The organism is Collinsella aerofaciens (assembly GCF_028207065.1).
Taxonomy (GTDB): Bacteria; Actinomycetota; Coriobacteriia; order Coriobacteriales; family Coriobacteriaceae; genus Collinsella; species Collinsella aerofaciens_AR.
In genome coordinates this window covers 156,134-173,006 of sequence record NZ_JAQLFP010000001.1, presented here as the reverse complement: position 1 = coordinate 173,006, position 16,873 = coordinate 156,134, and the positions used below count along the sequence as shown (strand labels likewise).

The window sequence follows — 16,873 nt, the reverse complement described above, 5'->3', positions numbered from 1 at the left end:
GGTGAACGGCAGGGCCACAAAACGCATACGCCTAAACCGCACATTCCTCACGTTCGGCATCGAGACGTGCCTTAACGGCATCGGCGGCAATGTGATACGTGAAGCCCTTGCCCATCAAAAACCGAACCAGTTTTTCGAATCCGCGCGTCTCTGGAACACGCCGCTTGGCGAGCAGGGCTGACGCACGCGCCAAATCGTCTTCGACGGCAAAATAATCCTCGGGATAACCGGGAATGTCATCGAGCACGACATGACGGCGCTTAAGCTCGGTCTCGATTTTACGCTGTCCCCAACCACGCCGCTTTCGTTCCTCGATAAAGTACGAGCAAAAGCGGTTCTCGTCTAAAAAGCGATACTCGGTGGCGCGCTCGACCGCGAAATCGATAGCGGGCTGGTGAAAGCCGTAGCGAGCCAGCTTGTCACGGACCTCACCCGTCGCATGGTCGCGGCGCGATAACATCTCGGTCACCATGGTAAGCGCACATTTACGCTCGATGAGCTGCACAGCATCACGAAAGTTATCCCAATCACAGGGAAGATCGGGGCGGTTTTTGACATACAGCCGCGCGACCCGCACGGGGATCCAAATGGACCGCTCAAAACCGCCCTCAAGCTCACAATCGATATGTGCGCAAGGCTTTTTGGACGCATAGCCGCTCGAGAACGAGGAGGCCGCCTTCTTATCGGGAAAGACGACCGTGGCCTCGGTCACCGTATACGACATGAGCGTAACCGCTACTCGTCGTCATCATCGAGCATGGCGGAACCATCGATGGCGTAAAGCTCGTCAAACTCCTCAGGCGCAGGCTGATCGGTCAGCTCGACCTCGGACGGAGCATCGTCATCAAACTCAAGCCCGCAGGCAAGGCGAACCTTATGCTCAATCTCGTCGGCGCAATCGGGGTGTTCGCGCAGGAACGCCTTGGCGGCCTCGCGACCGTTGCCGAGCTTGTCCTCGCCATAGGCGAACCAGGAGCCCATCTTCTTGCAGATGCCGCACTCGACAGCCATGTCCAGAATCGAGCCCTCCTTAGAGATGCCCGTACCGTACATGATGTCGAACTCAGCAGAACGGAACGGAGCGGCCACCTTGTTCTTAACGACCTTGGCGCGCACGCGGTTACCAATAACCTCATCCTTAAGCTTAATGCTGTCGATGCGGCGAATGTCGATACGCACCGAAGAGAAGAACTTAAGGGCGCGGCCGCCCGTCGTGGTCTCGGGGTTGCCGAACATGACGCCGATCTTCTCTCGCAGCTGGTTGATGAAGATGCATGTCGTATTGGACTTGGACAGCGAGCCGGCGAGCTTGCGGAGCGCCTGACTCATCAGGCGAGCTTGCAAACCGACCGTGGTATCGCCGATCTCTCCCTCGATCTCGGCACGCGGGGTCAGCGCGGCGACGGAGTCGACGACGATGGCATCGATGGCGCCGGAACGCACGAGCATGTCAACAATCTCGAGCGCCTGCTCACCCGTATCGGGCTGGGAAATCAATACCTCGTCGATATCCACGCCAATGCGCGCGGCATACGTGGGATCGAGCGCGTGCTCGGCATCGATAAACGCCACGACGCCACCCATTGCCTGGGCCTCGGCCAGGATCTCGAGCGAAAGCGTCGTCTTACCGGAGGACTCGGGACCGTAAATCTCGACGATACGGCCGCGCGGCACACCGCCGATACCCAGAGCGGCATCGAGCGCCAGAGCACCCGTGGGGATGGCCTCGACCTCGAGCTCGGGGCCGCCGTCACCATACCTCATGATGGAACCTTGACCGAACTTCTTCTCGATCTCGGCCTTGGTGGTGGCGATCATCTCTTCGCGCTCTTTGCCCGTCGTGGGTGCATGGACGGTACGTACGGGACCTGAATTCTTGGCCATGAATAGCCCTCCTCTTAACAACCTGCATCGATAATAAACGAACGGCTGTTCGTGGTCAACCGTTCAGACCAATCATATGCAGGCAGTCTTTCCAAAACCCAACCAAACGCCGACCAAACACTGTCCAAATGCTTGACCACATAGGGCCAAATAAAAACAAGGAAGGAGATAATACACCTATGACCAGCACAAAAGCTAAATTCGTCAGAGGTCCCCATCTCCACAATTAAGGGGCCCTAAGGCCCCTTAAAACACGCCTATTCCATAGAGTTGAGCACAAGGGCAATGCGTCCCAATGCCTCCGTGACCGCATGGGCACGAACACACGAACGGTCGCCCTCATAGTGGCAACGCACAGAGTCCACGATCGGCACTTCCCCATCAGCCACGCGATACGCCCAGCCAATATAGAACGTGCCGGCGGGGTCTTGCTCGGTGCCACCACCGGGCCCAGCGTAGCCCGTTGCGCTCACGGCCACATCGCTCTGATAGAGGTCCAGCGAGCCCGCGGCCATCTCGCGCGCCGTCTGGTGCGACACGGCGCTAAACCGATCGAGCGTCTCCTGCTCAACACCCAGAACACGATGCTTGATCTCATCGCAATAGGTCACCGCACCGCCGCGCAGCACCGCCGAGGCGCCCGGGATATCGGCAATCGTCGAGGCGATCATACCCGCCGTCAGCGACTCAGCCGTAGAAACCGTCACGCCCCGAGCGCTCGCGCGCTCGACAATATCGCGCGCCAGCTCCTCGTTATGTGCGGAAATCTGCTCAAAAGAGTCCGCCATACCCACCAGGACCTAGACCGAAAAGACGATCTTGCGGCAGTTCCAGAAGTACTGGGCGCCCGAGATAACGGTCAGGACAACGGCAACAGCGTACAGGAAGCGTGAAACGCCATAGACACCGAGCAACAGCTCCGCAGGCCCCAACTGGAGGCCGGCCATCGCAAAGACGCACAGGTAACCGCAGATGGAGACCATCGTAGTCGCCGTCTTGTACTTGCCAAGCTTATCGGCGGCAATGACCACGCCGGCGGCACTCGCGACCATGCGAAGGGCGCTCACCAGAAGCTCACGGAACAGGATAATGAACACGGACCACACGGTCACAGCGCCAAAATCCAAGAACAGCAGCAGAGCCGAGAACACCAGCAGCTTATCGGCGATGGGGTCCAAGAACTTACCGAAATCGGTAATCTCGTTGCGCGAGCGCGCCAGATAACCGTCGACCTTATCGGTGCACGACAGGATAACATACAGAATGAAGGCAGCGGCGGCGAGCGGGCCGTCGAAGGTGCTCCAATCTGTACCGGCAACACTCGTGTGAGAAAGCGCCGACACGATCATGAACACCGGGATAAAGACGATGCGAACGCACGTCACGATGTTGGCGGGCGTCCAAACACTCGTCAGTTCCTTATTGCTCTCGTTTGCCACGATGCTCTCCTACTCCACAACATGGCCGATAAGCTCATAGCAGAAGCTATCGGTAAACTCGACCGTCAGAATATCGCCCACGGACGCCTCGCTGGCGTCCAAGTACACCGCGCCATCGGAATCGGGCGCCTGGAACCAAGCATGGCCGATCAGCTCGGCGCCGTCCTCGGTCTCCTCGATGCCGTCGACGATCACCTGGGCGCGCTCGCCCACATGTGCGGCGGTGGCGGCAAAACCGAGCGACTCGGCCAGGTCCATGGCCTCCTGGGCGCGCTCGAGCTTGACCTCCTCATCGACCTGACCCTCCATCTTGGCGGCCAGGCTGCCCTCCTCCTGCGAGTAGGCAAAGACGCTCGTGTAGTCAAAGCCGACGGTGTCCATAAAGTCGATAAGGTCGCGGAACTCGTCGTCGGTCTCGGTCGGGAAGCCGACCATGGCCGTGGAACGGATCACGATGCCGGGGATACGCTCACGCAGATCGCGGAACAGGTCCTCGAGCTCCTGGCGCGAACCAGAACGGCGCATAGCCTTGAGGATGCGCGCGTCGCAGTGCTGCACGGGGATATCGATATAAGGCAGCACCTCGGGCGTATCGCGAATCGTATCGATAAGCTCGTCGGTCATGCCCTCGGGCTGCAGATAGAGCACGCGGACCCAGACGTTGTGCGGGCGCACGGCCTCGGCGACGGCATGCAGCAGCTGCGCCAGATTGCGCGGCGAGCCCTCGGCGACGTCCTCATCCGCAAAGTCGGTGCCCCAAATACCCGTGTCCTGGCCAATCAGCACGATCTCGCGCACACCGCCGGCAACCAGGTCGCGTACCTCGGAGATAATGCTCTCGGCATTGCGCGAATGATAGCGACCGCGAATATAGGGGATCATGCAGAAGCTGCAGAAGCGGTTGCAGCCATCGGAAATCTTGACGTAAGCAACAGCGCCCTCGACAGTGCGCTTTACTTGCGGAATATAGGCAGCGATCTCACGCTCGACACCCAGCACGCCATCGATGACCGCCACGATGCCGTCCTCCTCGTCGGCCTTCACAAAGGCAGCGACCTCGGGCAGCTCGTCAGGCAGGTCGTCGCCATAGCGCGACGGCACACAGCCGCACATGACGATGGGACAAGAACGAACGCCGTCCTGAACCTCGTTGGCGAGCTCGAGCGTGGTCTCGATGCTCTCGGACGTTGCGGAGGCGAGGAACGAGCATGTATTGACGATGGCGATATCGGCATCCTGTGGGTCGAATGCCTCCTCGTAGCCCGCGGCGGTCAAAAGAGAACGCATGCGGTCGGTGTCAACCTCGTTCTTAGCGCACCCGAGGGTGATGTAGAGCACGGAGCCCAACGGTGTATCCATGTTGGAGAGCAGTCCTTTCGAATGATATTAGCGGTAGTTGGTGAACTGCAGCGGCTGGCCGTAGTCCTGGTCGCGCAGGAACTGGATCACGGTCTGCAACGCGTCCTTCGAAGCAGAGGAAACACGCAGCTTGTCGGCCTCGATAGTCACCTTGACCTTGAGCTTTTGGTCCTTGATGTCCTTGTTGATCTTCTTGGCGGTCGTCTGGTCGATACCCTCGACGATATGGCCGAGCACGCGCACGGTGCCGCCCGATGCCGCCTGCGGAGCATCCCACGAGACAGCCTTGAGGTCAATGCCGCGCTTGATGAGCTTGGAGCTCAGCACGTCGATAATCTGCTTGGAGACAAAGTCGGCCGGGGCGTTGATCGTAAAGAGCTTGTCGCCCTTCGAAAGCTCGATCGTGGCGCCGGAATCCTTCAGGTCATAGCGCTGGGAAATCTCGCGCGTGGTTTGCTGGAAGGCGTTGTCGACCTCTTGCATGTTGACCTCGGACACGACGTCGAAGCTGGAATCTTTAGCCATGATGTTTCCTTTCGCGTACGAGCGGCTTAATAGCTATCGTACGAATAGTCGGTAGAATCGGTGGGCGTCTGGCCGTCAGTTGCGGTATCGGCGCCATCCGTGGACTGGGCATCGGTGCCGTCGGTGGTGTCGGTACCATCGGTGGTGTCGGTACCATCAGAACTTTCACCATTCTCGGAACCAGTCGTCTCCTTCTTGGGAACGGTGATCGTCACGCGCGCCACGCCCGAGGTCTTGGTATCGTAACGGACCTTTTCGCCGTTCTTGGTAACGGTGACATCGGAAGGCTTAGACGTGGTGATCTCGATCGAGGACTCGGGCGTGTACTCCTGCTCAAAGGGGCCAGTCGCCTGAGCGCCATAAACCGACTTTCCGTCGACCTTGACCTCAATCCACGCGGTCTTTCCCTTGGCAACGGAGACCTTAACCTTTGTGACCTCGTTCTCTTCCTTCTTGGCCGTCGTCTTGGCGGCGTCCGAATCAGTCGACTCGTCAGTCGGCTCATCGGTGTCTTCGTCCTCGTCGACCGTTTCGGTCTTCTTAGAAGACTTCTTGGTCGTCGTCTTGGTAACAGCGGGCGTCTCGGGCGTGGTTTCGGGCGTCGAAGATGCGCAGCCGCGCAGAAGTACCACGATGAGCACGATCAGCAGCAACGCCACGGCACCGATGCCAGCGTAGACGATACGCGGATCGAGCCCGTTGTTTTGAGGAGTACGAGATCCGCCGCGTCCACGACTGGAACTGCTGCGGCCACCTCCCTGAGGCATACGACCACAATTGCTATCGGAACGGCCACGATAGCCACCCTGGCCCTGAAGGCCGCGCTGACCCGAGCGGGGCGCAAGTTCACCGCGGCCTTGATAGCCACGCTGGCCCGAACGCGGAGCCGAAGGGCGCTGGCCACACGGCTGAGATTGAGAGCGAAGACGCGGCGTCACCTGCGTGGTATCGGCATCCGCATAGCCACCGCGAGAGCGTCCCGTAGAGGCACAACGGTAACCGCGATCGGAATAGCCGCCGTCGCCGTAGCCGGCACGAGGGTCACGCGCCACGCCGCGGGCAGCGGGAAGTGCACGGTCCTCGGGCATCGGCGTACTGCGGAACCGGTCACGCTGCGAGCGAATCTCCTCGCCCGAACCCGTCTCGGTAATATAACCGGCCTGCTGAGGACGCTGTCCATAGCGAGTCGAACGACCGCCCTGAACCATCAGGAAGCGCCCGTTATCGACCGAGGAACGCGAATTGACGTAGCCGGCGGCGTCCTGGAAACGACCGCCCTGCTGCGACGTCTCGCGTTCGTATGCCATCAGTTCGTCAAAGTAGGCATTGACGACCTCGCGCGGATTGAGGCCCAAAAAACGAGCATAGCTCGAAATCATGCCCTGCGCATAGCCGCGCGGCGGCATCGAAGCAAAGTTACCGGTCTCGAAAAACTCGATGATCTGCGGCCTGATTTTGATGGTGTTGGCGACCTGCTGAATGGAAAGGCCCATTCGGCGACGCTGCTCGAGCAGCATGTCACCAAAGCGTGCAGCCATCAGAATCCTCCAAACTCACGATCTTCACGTGCCATCTCGGCGTCGACAGATTCCAGCGCGGCAAGCCCCTCCTCGTCCAACAGGACCTCGCGCGGCTTGGTACCGTCGGGCGGGCCGACGACACCCTTTTCTTCCAGCATGTCCATAATACGCCCGGCACGCGCATAGCCAACCTTCAGGCGGCGTTGCAGGCCAGATGTGGAGCCCAGCTGCGATTCCACCACAATATGGGCGGCTTCCCAAATGAGCGGATCATCGTCTTGCGGCTCGGCGACTCCGGTGCGGACAATGCCGCCACCAGCCATGGACATGGAAGCGGGCGCCACGGCGGACAGAATCTCCTCGTGGTAGTCGGGCTCGCTCTGCGACTTAACGAACTCGACAATCTCGTTGATTTCGTCGTCCGAGACAAAGCAGCCCTGGATACGGCGGGGCTTGCCCCAGTCGACCTTGGAGAACAGCATGTCGCCCAAACCGGTGAGCTTCTCGGCACCCATCTGGTCGATGATGACGCGCGAGTCGATGCCCGTGGCGACGTTAAAGGCGATGCGGTTGGTGATGTTGGCCTTGATAAGGCCCGTCACCACGTTGGAGCTGGGGCGCTGCGTGGCAACGATCAGGTGAATACCGGCGGCGCGGCCCAGCTGTGCAATACGCACGATCGAGGCCTCGACATCCTTACCGGCAACCATCATCAGGTCAGAGAGCTCGTCAATGATAATGACCAGGTAGGGCATCTTTTGCGGCGGGTTGTCGTAATGCTCAAACTCGCCGGCGGCCTGCTTTTCGTTATAGGTCGAAATCTTACGGACGTTGAGGCGTTCGAATACCTTCAGGCGGCGCTCCATTTCGGACACGGCCCACTGCAGGGCGCTCGCGGCCTGCTTGGGCTCGGTCACCACGGGCACATAGAGATGCGGCAGACCGTTATAGCCCGCAAGCTCGACGCGCTTGGGGTCGACCATGATCAGGCGAACGTCCTCGGGAAGGGCGCGCATGAGCAAGGTCGTGATGATGGAATTGATCATCACCGACTTACCAGAACCGGTCGTACCGGCGATCAACAGGTGAGGCATCTTGGCGAGGTCGGCGACGACCGGCGTGCCCTCGGCGTCGCGGCCGATGGCAAGCTCGAGCGGACCGCCCTTCACATAGGGCAGCACGTCGCCCAGATTGACGTTCTGGCGCTTGCGGTTGGGAATCTCGATGCCCACGAGCGAGGTGCCGGGGATCGGGGCAAAGATACGAACCGACTGGGCGGCGAGCGAAAGCGCAATATCGTCCTCGAGGCTCGAAATCTTGCTCACGCGCTCGCCCTCGCCAGGTTGCAGCTTAAAGGTCGTCACCGTGGGGCCGGCGATCCAGCCGACCACGCGGGCACTGCGGCCAAACTCAAGCAAGGTGGATTGCAGTGACTCAGCGGTCTGCTCCAGCTCCTTATCCGAAGACGCGGCAGAAGCCGACTGCGGGTTGGCATGTAGGATTTCGAGCGGCGGAAGCTTGAGGCCGTCCTCTTCTTCGCCCTCGTTATCTGCGGCGCCGTCGTCCACTCCCCCATCACGAGCCGCAGCCGATTCGACAGCACTCGTGGCAGGCGCATCGGCAACCTTGGGATGCTTCAGGAAGTCGGGAATCTGAGGTGCGGCCGAGACGGGATTCACGGCAAACGGCGGCTCGGACTCGTCGATCTTGTCCGGATCGTCCTCCATCGAAAGCTGTCCAGTGACCTGCCCGCGCTTGGCGTGGCGACGCGGCAGCAAGGTTGTCTTGGCGGTCTCGAGCGGAGCCTCGTCGTCCTCGTCGTCACCCTCGGTGAGCTCAATCTCGCTATCGGACCAAGACGGGTCGGGCTCGCTTGTGTTGAGCTTGGGCGCAGCCTTGCCCTTCTTGGCATGGCGGCGCGGCAGCAGCGTGGTCTTGGCGCGCTCGGCTTCAACCGACTCGGATACGTCGACAAATGGGTCATCGTCCTCGTCGTCATCGTCCAAAACCGGGTCCACATCGTTGCCCATGACCGTGGTCACGGCAGCATCGGAGCCCTTTTGACGAAGAATGCTCAGGTGCGGACGGGCAACGCCGGGCACCGACAGGGCTTCGTCGTCACCCCACGGGCTGGCGTTGACATCGGCACGACGGCGTTCGGCAAAATCTGCCGCACGATCGCGGGCAGAGCGCAGCACACCGCCCACCGAAAAGCCAATGATGACAAAACCAACGACGGCCAGACCCAACAGGACCACCATCGCGACAGGCTTACCCAGGGCATTCTGCAGCGCACTCGCAATAAACGCACCAATGTAGCCACCCGACACGGAAAGGTTCTGCGGCGTAAACATAAGGTCGCACGAATCGCTCGTGCCCGGCACCATCAGCGAAAGAATGGAGACGACGGCGATAAAGACCACGGCACCGCCCGCAACAGAGCGCACGTTGAGCGGCGAGTCCTCACCCAAAAAGAGCGTGGCGGCAAACAGCAAGATGACGATCGGCAGCACGTAGGCGCCCAGGCCAAAGCCCAGGTGATAGAACCCGGCAACAGCAGCCGTCACGGGCGCTGTTGCCGGTGAGATCACGGCAATGAAAGAAGCGATCGCCAAAACGGCAATGACCACGCCGGCGATATCGCGATTGGCCGAAGGCTCGACCAAGGGCTCAAAATCGTCGAAGTCTGCCTCATGGCCCTTATTGGCACGCAGATGGGAACCGGCACCCTTAGCAGATGCCGGTTGGTTATTGGCCTTATTGCCTTTGGCGTTTTGTGCAGATCCGCGCGCCAAACTAAACCTCCATGACGACCGGGATGATCATCGGACGGGTGCGCGTACGGCTCCAGATAAAGTTAGAGAGCGAATCGCGCACGGCCTTGCGAATGGCATCGGAACCGCTGCTGGTAAAGCTAAACTTACCCTTCTCGATCGTCTTCATAATGGACGCGGAGGCATCCTCGGAGAACTGGTCGTCGATGGCAAACGAGACGCCGCGGCCCGAGAACTCGATGGCCTCGATCTTCTTGTGTTTGAGGGAGACGATGGCAACGGCCGTGACCATACCGTCGTTGGCGAGCTTCTGGCGATCGCGCAGGACGATGGGGTCGGTATCGCCGATACGCAGGCCGTCGACGTAAACGACACCGGACTCGACGGGCGTACCGCGCTTGACGATACCACCGCGCATCTCGAGCGTGTCGCCGTTATCGAGGATAAAGATATGATCGTCCTTGATGCCCATCTTGCGGGCCAGCTGGGCATGGGCGCGCAGATGCACGGCCTCACCGTGAACCGGCATAAAGTACGTGGGCTTGGCCATGGCCATCAGGAGCTTGAGCTCCTCCTGGCTACCGTGACCCGAGACGTGGACGAGAGCGCGGTTCTTATCCCACACGTCGCAGCCGAGCTTGGCCAGGCTGTTGACGACCTGCTGGACGGCCTTCTCGTTGCCAGGAACGGGAGTTGCCGAAAGGATAACGGTATCGCCCTCGTGGATGGAGAGCGTCTTGTGCTCGCCATTGGCCATGCGGGACAGGGCCGACAGCGGCTCGCCCTGCGAACCAGTGCACATGACGACGATCTTGTCGTCAGGCAGGTTATCAATATCGAAGGCATCGATGATATCGGCATCATCGATGTTGAGATAACCGAGCTCGCGCGCCACGCGGGTGTTCGTGAGCATGGAGCGACCGGTCACAACGACCTTACGGCCGCACTTGCGGGCGGCATCGCAGATCTGCTGCAAACGATGGATGTGGCTCGAGAACGATGCGACGAACACGCGACCCGGGGCGTTCTTGATGGCGTGCAGCAGGTTGGGACCAACCTCGGCCTCGGACTTGGTAAAGCCGGGAACCGTGGCATTAGTGGAGTCGGAAAGCAGCAGGTCGATGCCCTGCTTGGCAAAGCGGCTGATAGCGACATAGTCGGGCGTGACGCCATCGATGGGCGTCTGGTCGAGCTTAAAGTCGCCGGTGTGCATAACGGTGCCCTGATTGGTGCGGATGAACACGCCCAGAGCGCCGGGGATGGAGTGCGTCATCGAGAAGAAGTCGAGCGAGATGCCGCCGAGGTTGACATGACTGCCGCCCTTGACCTCGCGGAACTTGGGTGCGCGGATGCGGAACTCAGAAAGCTTGCCCTCGATAAAACCGAGCGTCAGCTTGCTCGAGAAGATGGGCACCTTGTTGTTGAGGTCCTGCAGCAGGTACGGAAGCGAACCGGTGTGGTCCTCGTGGCCGTGAGTAACGATGATACCGCGGAGCTTCTCCTCGTTCTCCAGAACATAGGTGTAGTCGGGAAGCACCAGGTCGATACCGGGCTGGGAGTCATCCGGGAACATAAGACCGGCGTCGACGAGCACCATGTCGTCGCCGCACTCGAAGACCGTCATATTCTTGCCGATGCCGTCAAGGCCGCCGAGCGGAATGATCTTCAAAGGAGATGATTTTTTAGCTGCCATAGGTAAGTGTGGTTTCCTTTCTTCGAAACGGGTCTGGAACAACCGACGGGGCGCTTCTGGCAAACCGACCGCCGGGAACGTACAAATATGCATCGCAGAGTCGATGCAATAACCACAGTATGATACCCATTTGCACAACAACAGACCACCCATGCATCAAAGCCCCATCTGAACTGGTCTATCCCGCCGGTTTCCCGTGGGGCGGGCGCTGATGAAGTTTCCTGCTCTACAGTCCTGCTCACGACGGAGGCCACATTAAGTGGCCTCCTGTTCGTGCGGAACTCGCGATAAACTTCATCAGCGCCCGCCCCACGGGAAACCTGCCAAAAAGGGACAGGTTTGTTTTGGTCGGTTTTATCTGGGAAGATGCTGCTGCGGCTATCTACAGATCTGAAATCTGACTACTGAATAGACTGTCTAGCTAAATAGCGAGCGGCACTAACCAGCCCTTTTGCTTGCGACCGGGAGGGGCGCATATGAAGTTTATCGCGAGTTCCGCACGCAAAGGAAAGCACTTAATGTGCTTTCCGTCTTGCGCAGGACTGTAGAGCAGGAAACTTCATATGCGGCCCTCCCGGGCGCAAACAAAAGGGCGACCCCTTAGGAGTCGCCCTTGCATGAGCTGCTTATGTACGGCTGTTACTCGGCGTCGTGGTGGCGGCGGGGCTTGCGGCCTCCGTTGTCGCCGGGACGGCGCGGACGGTCGCTGCGCTCGGAGCGCTCGCGACGCGGACGCTCACGGCGCTGGAAGTGCTCGCCGTCGCCCTCGGAGGCACCCTCGGCGCGAGCCGGGGCCTCGGGCTTATCCAGACGATCGAGCGAGATCTTGCCGCGATCGTCGACCTCGATGACGACGACCTTGACCTCGTCGCCCACGTTGAGGACATCCTCGACCTTCTCCACGCGGCCCTTGGCGACGCGGGAGATGTGCAGCAGGCCGTCCTTACCGGGCAGCAGGTTGACGAAGGCGCCGAAGGGCTGGATGGAGACCACGCGACCGGTGTACTCCTCGCCAGGCTCGGGAACCTTGATGATGAGCTTGATACGCTCGACGGCTTGGTCGACGGACTCGCCGGTGCCGCCGACAAAGACGGTGCCGTCCTCCTGGATGTCGACCGAGGCGCCGGTCTCGTCCTGGATACCGCGGATGACCTTACCGCCGGAACCGATGACGTCGCGGATCTTGTCGGTCGGAACCTGGATGGAAACGATGCGCGGAGCGGTGCTGCGCGTGGTGTGGCGCGGCTCGGGGATCACATCGAGCATCTTCTGCAGGATGTACGCACGACCCTCCTTGGCCTGCTGCAGAGCGCGGGCCAGGATGTCGAAGGTGAGGCCAGTGGCCTTGTTGTCCATCTGCAGGGCGGTGATGCCCTCGGTGGTGCCGGTGACCTTAAAGTCCATGTCGCCCAGGAAGTCCTCGAGACCCTGGATGTCGGACAGGACCACGGTCTTGCCCTCCTCCTGGATCAGGCCCATGGCGATACCGGAGACCGGGCGCTTAATGGGCACGCCGCCGTCCATAAGGGCGAGCGTGGAACCGCAGGTCGACGCCATCGAAGAGGAGCCGTTGGACTCCATGACCTCGGAGACCACGCGGATGGCGTAGGGGAACTCGTTCTCGTCGGGGAGTACCGGAAGCAAGGCGCGCTCGGCCAGGTTTCCGTGACCGATCTCGCGGCGCTTGGGGCTGCCCATGCGGCCGGTCTCGCCGGTGCAGAAAGGCGGGAAGTTGTAGTGGTGCATGTAGCGCTTGCCCTCGGTGGGCTCGATGGTATCCAGACGCTGACCCTCGTTGAGCATGCCGAGCGACAGGACGGAAAGCACCTGGGTCTGGCCACGCTGGAACAGGCCGGAGCCGTGAACGAGCGGCAGGTAGTTGTCCTTCACCATGATGGGGCGAATCTCATCGGCGGCACGGCCGTCGACGCGCTCGCCGGTCTCGACGACCATGGTGCGCATGGCCTTCTTCTCGAGCTTCTTGAGCGCCACGGGGATCTCGCGCTCCCAAGCGGCCTGCTCCTCCTCGGTGAACTCGGCGCGGATGGACTCCTTCAGAGCCTCGACCTTACCGATACGGGAGAGCTTGTCGGCGTCGCGAAGGGCGGCGGCCATCTCGTCGTAGTGGGCGAAGATGCGCTCCTGGACCTCCTCGACGGGCTGGTCGAGCGGGTACTCCTTCTTGACGATGGCGCCGTTGACCTGCTCCCACTCGGCAACGAACTCGTCTTGAGCTTGGCAGAAGGCGGCAAGGGCCTCCTGGCCAAACTTCATGGCGGCAAGCATGTCGTCCTCGGAGATCTCCTCGGCGCCGGCCTCGACCATCGAGATGAAGTCGGCAGAGCCGCCCAGCTCCAGGTCCAGGTCGGAGTTCTCGCGCTCCTCATAGGTGGGATTGACGATAAACTCGCCGGTCTCCACGTTGCGGCCGATGCGCACACAGGCAAGCGGGCCCTCGAAGGGCACGCCGCCGAGCGTCATGGCCAGCGAAGCACCCATGACGTTGATGACGTCAAAGGGGTTGACCTGGTCGGCGACGAGCGAGGTAGCGACGATATGTACCTCGTTGCGGAAGCCGTCCGGGAAGCTCGGGCGGATCGGACGGTCGATCATACGAGCCGTGAGCGTGGCCTTCTCGCTGGGACGGCCCTCGCGCTTAAGGTAGCCACCCGGGATACGGCCGGCGGCGTACATCTTCTCGTTGAAGTCGACGGTCAGCGGGAAGAAGTCGTAATTCTTGCGCTCCTTGGAGACGACCACGGTGTCGAGCATCGTGGTGTCGCCCTGCTTGACCAGACAAGCGCCGGTGGCCTGCTTGGCAAGCTCGCCGGACTCAAAGGTGTAGGTCTTGCCGTACAGCTCAAAGGTCTTGGATACGAGTGTCATTGTTCTCCTTTACCCCACAGGCCCCTTGCCTGCGGGCTTCTCATGTGGCGCGGGCCCCCTGCCCCCGCCACGCTTCAGAGCGTGATTGTTCACGCCCTTACACAAAAAGAGCGCCCCGCTGCGCAGGACGCTCTTAGCATGTACAAATCCTTACTGGATGTTGTCGCGGATGCCCAGAGCCTTGATGAGCTCACGGTACTCGACGATGTCGTTCTTCTTGATGTAGGAGAGAAGACGACGACGACGGCCAACGAGCATAAGCAGGCCACGACGGGTGTGGAAGTCCTTCTGGTGGGACTTCATGTGCTCGGTCAGCTCCTTGATGCGCTCGGACAGGATGGCGACCTGAACCTTGGGGTTACCGGTATCGACCGGGGAGTTACCGAACTGGGCGGTCAGCTCCGCCTTGCGCTCTTTGGAAACAGTCATTGTTTCACCTTTCGTTTCGCGTCGCCTGTGGGCGACTCCATTCGCCTCGGACTGGGAAGCCGCCGGTGGAGCGAACATCCAAGGTCGAGGTACCAACAGGTCGGTATGTTACCACAAGCGACGCGCGCCTGCGCATCATCACCGACCCAACATGAATTCCATCGCACGGAGCCGCTGATCGGTGTGCGTGGCGGCCCAAACATGCGAAAGCCCCAGCAAAAACGCAGCCGTATGCGGATCGATCAGCTCGTCCATAAGGGCATCGAATGTCATGGACATCAGAGCGCGCAGCCATGCGACCTCGCCGACCGATACCAACTCGGCGCCAGGCACGCTCGAGGCGCACGACCCGCACAGAAGCCCGCCGGCCTGGGCCGAGAAATGCGAGAGCATGGGATCGCCGCACGAGACGCATGCCGAGAAATCGGGGCGGTAACCAACGTGCGACAGCAGCTTAAAGACAAAGGCCGCCACGAGCAGGTCCATATGTGCCGAGTCGAGCCCGCAGCCGACAAGCGTGAGCGCCCGCTGCGTGATGGCAAAGGTAAATGGATCCTCGGCATCCTCGAACGAGCACACGCGCGCAACCTCGGCAATCGCGCTGGCGGCACAGATCGTCTCGTAGTCAGGAGCGGCACCGAGTGGCGCTTCCAAAAGCTCGGCCTGAGAAACAACGTCGAGCGAGCGTCCATGTGCGAGCAGCATATCGACGGTACAGAATAATTCGCAGCGCGCCGCCAAGCGCCCACCGGGTTTGCGGGCCCCCTTTGCCACGGCACGAACCTGGCGACCCCGCTCGTCAAGCATCGTCAGAATCAGATCGGTCTCTTTGAGCTTGGTCTTGTCGAGCACGAGCACCTTCGTGCGATATGTCCGGGAGCCTGCCATGCGCGCTGCGCGTCCTTAGTCCTCGGCGTTGTAGCCAAAACGGCGAATCTGAGCCTCGTCGTCGCGCCAACCGGCCTTGACCTTCACGTCCAACTCCAAAAAGACCTGCGTGCCAAAGATGCGCTCAAGATCGCGACGGGCGTCGATACCGATATGCTTGATCATCTCGCCGCCCTTGCCGATGATGATGCCCTTTTGGCCCTCACGCTCGACATAAATGGTGGCGTGCACACGCAGCACCTTCTTGGTCTGCTCGAGCGCATCGCAAATAACGCCAACGGAGTGCGGAATCTCATCACGGGTGCGGCGCAAGACCTTTTCGCGCACAAACTCGGCAACGAGCGTCTCGTCGGAAGCGTCGGTACCCATGTCCTCGGGGAACCAACGCGGACCCTCGGGCAAAAAGTGCGCAACGGTCTCGATGAAGGCATCGACGTTAAAGTTCTTGACCGACGACGTCACGATCTCGTCGTCATATTCCATAAGCTCGTGGGCGGCCTTAAGCTGCTCCATGACCTGTGCGGGGTCGGCTTCATCGGCCTTGGTGAGCACCAGGACCTTCTTGGAACGGGCATTCTTGACACGCTCGGCAACCCAGGCGTCTCCCCTGCCGATCGGTTTGGTGGCATCAATCAAAAACGCGACAACATCGACATCGTTCAGCTCGAACAGCGCGCTCTTGTTCAGCTCGGACCCTAGACCGTCCTTGGGCTTGTGGATACCCGGGGTATCGACAAAGACCAGCTGGTAGCCGGGGCGGTTGACGACGGCGCGCATGCGGCGGCGGGTCGTCTGGGCCACCGGCGAGGTGATGGCGACCTTTTTGCCATAGCAGGCGTTGAGCAGCGTTGACTTACCGGCGTTGGGGCGGCCGACCAAGGCCACGAAGCCACTGCGGAAACCGGGCTCAACGTCGCCAAAGCCCGCGAGGCTGTCGTCCTCATCGCACAGGGCGTCGAGCTCCTCGTCGCTCATGCCCTCAAACGGGTCGAACTCCTCGACTTCCTCATAGGCCTCGGTCGCCTTAGCATCCGGGGACTCGTCGTCCAAAATCTCATCGGTAGACTGCATATTGTCGGACATGGGAATCCCTTTCTAAATAAAGCCGAGCGCGTGGGCAAATACCAGCACGCCCACAATCGCGGCGGTGATGGAAAGAACGTATACAGAGGCGGCGGCGATGTCCTTCGCACGCTTGGCCAGCGGATGGAGCTCCTGGGTCGCTAGGTCGACGATAGCCTCCATAGCGGTGTTGCACAGCTCGCCGTGAATCACCAGGCCACAACAGATGATAATCGTGGCCCACTCGGCAATGTCGAGCCCCACGATGCAGCCGGCAATGACGGTGCACACGCCCGCCACGAGCATGACCTTAATGTTGCGCTCGGTCTTGACGGCGGTGACGAAGCCCTCCATGGCGTAAGAAAACGACTTTAAAAAGGACGGATGGTCCTTGTTCGATCCGGGAATCATAGA

The 16,873-nt window shown here is 60.6% G+C and carries 14 protein-coding genes; all 14 read right to left on the bottom strand.

Going from position 1 to position 16,873, the window contains the following annotated elements; genetic code table 11:
• Positions 1 to 31 precede the first annotated feature (31 nt).
• The 14 genes from PMX72_RS00775 to PMX72_RS00710 all read right to left on the bottom strand — a co-directional run bounded on the left by PMX72_RS00775 (position 32) and on the right by PMX72_RS00710 (position 16,870).
• The gene (locus PMX72_RS00775; protein WP_271729273.1) at positions 32 to 724 is read right to left on the bottom strand and encodes a regulatory protein RecX; all 693 of its coding nucleotides are present in this window, start codon (positions 722 to 724) and stop codon (positions 32 to 34) included.
• 11 nt (positions 725 to 735) lie between these two features.
• On the bottom strand, positions 736 to 1,884 hold the full coding sequence (gene recA / locus PMX72_RS00770) for a recombinase RecA (RefSeq protein ID WP_099431786.1): 1,149 nt from the start codon (positions 1,882 to 1,884) through the stop codon (positions 736 to 738).
• A gap of 257 nt (positions 1,885 to 2,141) precedes the next feature.
• Positions 2,142 to 2,672 (bottom strand): CinA family protein, encoded by a 531-nt coding sequence (locus PMX72_RS00765; RefSeq protein ID WP_055250088.1) that lies wholly within the window; start codon positions 2,670 to 2,672, stop codon positions 2,142 to 2,144.
• 12 nt (positions 2,673 to 2,684) lie between these two features.
• Entirely contained in the window at positions 2,685 to 3,233 is a 549-nt protein-coding gene (gene pgsA / locus PMX72_RS00760) for a CDP-diacylglycerol--glycerol-3-phosphate 3-phosphatidyltransferase (RefSeq protein WP_416378022.1), read from the bottom strand.
• Between the two features lie 99 nt (positions 3,234 to 3,332).
• Complete coding sequence (gene rimO, locus PMX72_RS00755; RefSeq protein ID WP_271729271.1) at positions 3,333 to 4,682, bottom strand: 30S ribosomal protein S12 methylthiotransferase RimO; 1,350 nt, start codon at positions 4,680 to 4,682, stop codon at positions 3,333 to 3,335.
• Positions 4,683 to 4,709: 27 nt separating this feature from the next.
• Positions 4,710 to 5,207, bottom strand: a complete 498-nt coding sequence (locus PMX72_RS00750; RefSeq protein ID WP_117758513.1) for a YajQ family cyclic di-GMP-binding protein — start codon at positions 5,205 to 5,207, stop codon at positions 4,710 to 4,712.
• Between the two features lie 26 nt (positions 5,208 to 5,233).
• Positions 5,234 to 6,745, bottom strand: a complete 1,512-nt coding sequence (locus tag PMX72_RS00745) for a helix-turn-helix domain-containing protein (RefSeq protein ID WP_271729270.1) — start codon at positions 6,743 to 6,745, stop codon at positions 5,234 to 5,236.
• Positions 6,745 to 9,522: an FtsK/SpoIIIE family DNA translocase gene (locus PMX72_RS00740; protein ID WP_271729269.1), complete on the bottom strand. Its 2,778-nt coding sequence runs from the start codon at positions 9,520 to 9,522 to the stop codon at positions 6,745 to 6,747. The genes PMX72_RS00745 and PMX72_RS00740 overlap by 1 nt, the downstream gene beginning before the upstream one ends.
• 1 nt (position 9,523) lies before the next feature.
• Positions 9,524 to 11,194 (bottom strand): ribonuclease J, encoded by a 1,671-nt coding sequence (locus PMX72_RS00735; RefSeq protein ID WP_271729268.1) that lies wholly within the window; start codon positions 11,192 to 11,194, stop codon positions 9,524 to 9,526.
• A gap of 639 nt (positions 11,195 to 11,833) precedes the next feature.
• Positions 11,834 to 14,080 (bottom strand): polyribonucleotide nucleotidyltransferase, encoded by a 2,247-nt coding sequence (locus PMX72_RS00730; protein WP_117779073.1) that lies wholly within the window; start codon positions 14,078 to 14,080, stop codon positions 11,834 to 11,836.
• A 150-nt stretch (positions 14,081 to 14,230) separates the two neighbouring features.
• Entirely contained in the window at positions 14,231 to 14,509 is a 279-nt protein-coding gene (rpsO, locus tag PMX72_RS00725; RefSeq protein WP_006235963.1) for a 30S ribosomal protein S15, read from the bottom strand.
• A gap of 138 nt (positions 14,510 to 14,647) precedes the next feature.
• The gene (gene recO, locus PMX72_RS00720; protein WP_118227218.1) at positions 14,648 to 15,397 is read right to left on the bottom strand and encodes a DNA repair protein RecO; all 750 of its coding nucleotides are present in this window, start codon (positions 15,395 to 15,397) and stop codon (positions 14,648 to 14,650) included.
• A gap of 15 nt (positions 15,398 to 15,412) precedes the next feature.
• On the bottom strand, positions 15,413 to 16,480 hold the full coding sequence (gene era / locus PMX72_RS00715; protein WP_187362360.1) for a GTPase Era: 1,068 nt from the start codon (positions 16,478 to 16,480) through the stop codon (positions 15,413 to 15,415).
• 12 nt (positions 16,481 to 16,492) lie between these two features.
• Entirely contained in the window at positions 16,493 to 16,870 is a 378-nt protein-coding gene (locus tag PMX72_RS00710) for a diacylglycerol kinase family protein (RefSeq protein WP_117639888.1), read from the bottom strand.
• Positions 16,871 to 16,873: the final 3 nt, after the last annotated feature.

Coding starts and splice junctions, on each gene's coding strand:
- PMX72_RS00775 (WP_271729273.1), bottom strand. CDS start 724: ATGTCGTATACGGTGACCGAGGCCACGGTCGTCTTTCCCGATAAGAAG.
- recA (WP_099431786.1), bottom strand. CDS start 1,884: ATGGCCAAGAATTCAGGTCCCGTACGTACCGTCCATGCACCCACGACG.
- PMX72_RS00765 (WP_055250088.1), bottom strand. CDS start 2,672: ATGGCGGACTCTTTTGAGCAGATTTCCGCACATAACGAGGAGCTGGCG.
- pgsA (WP_416378022.1), bottom strand. CDS start 3,233: ATGATCGTGTCGGCGCTTTCTCACACGAGTGTTGCCGGTACAGATTGG.
- rimO (WP_271729271.1), bottom strand. CDS start 4,682: ATGGATACACCGTTGGGCTCCGTGCTCTACATCACCCTCGGGTGCGCT.
- PMX72_RS00750 (WP_117758513.1), bottom strand. CDS start 5,207: ATGGCTAAAGATTCCAGCTTCGACGTCGTGTCCGAGGTCAACATGCAA.
- PMX72_RS00745 (WP_271729270.1), bottom strand. CDS start 6,745: ATGGCTGCACGCTTTGGTGACATGCTGCTCGAGCAGCGTCGCCGAATG.
- PMX72_RS00735 (WP_271729268.1), bottom strand. CDS start 11,194: ATGGCAGCTAAAAAATCATCTCCTTTGAAGATCATTCCGCTCGGCGGC.
- PMX72_RS00730 (WP_117779073.1), bottom strand. CDS start 14,080: ATGACACTCGTATCCAAGACCTTTGAGCTGTACGGCAAGACCTACACC.
- rpsO (WP_006235963.1), bottom strand. CDS start 14,509: ATGACTGTTTCCAAAGAGCGCAAGGCGGAGCTGACCGCCCAGTTCGGT.
- recO (WP_118227218.1), bottom strand. CDS start 15,397: ATGGCAGGCTCCCGGACATATCGCACGAAGGTGCTCGTGCTCGACAAG.
- era (WP_187362360.1), bottom strand. CDS start 16,480: ATGTCCGACAATATGCAGTCTACCGATGAGATTTTGGACGACGAGTCC.
- PMX72_RS00710 (WP_117639888.1), bottom strand. CDS start 16,870: ATGATTCCCGGATCGAACAAGGACCATCCGTCCTTTTTAAAGTCGTTT.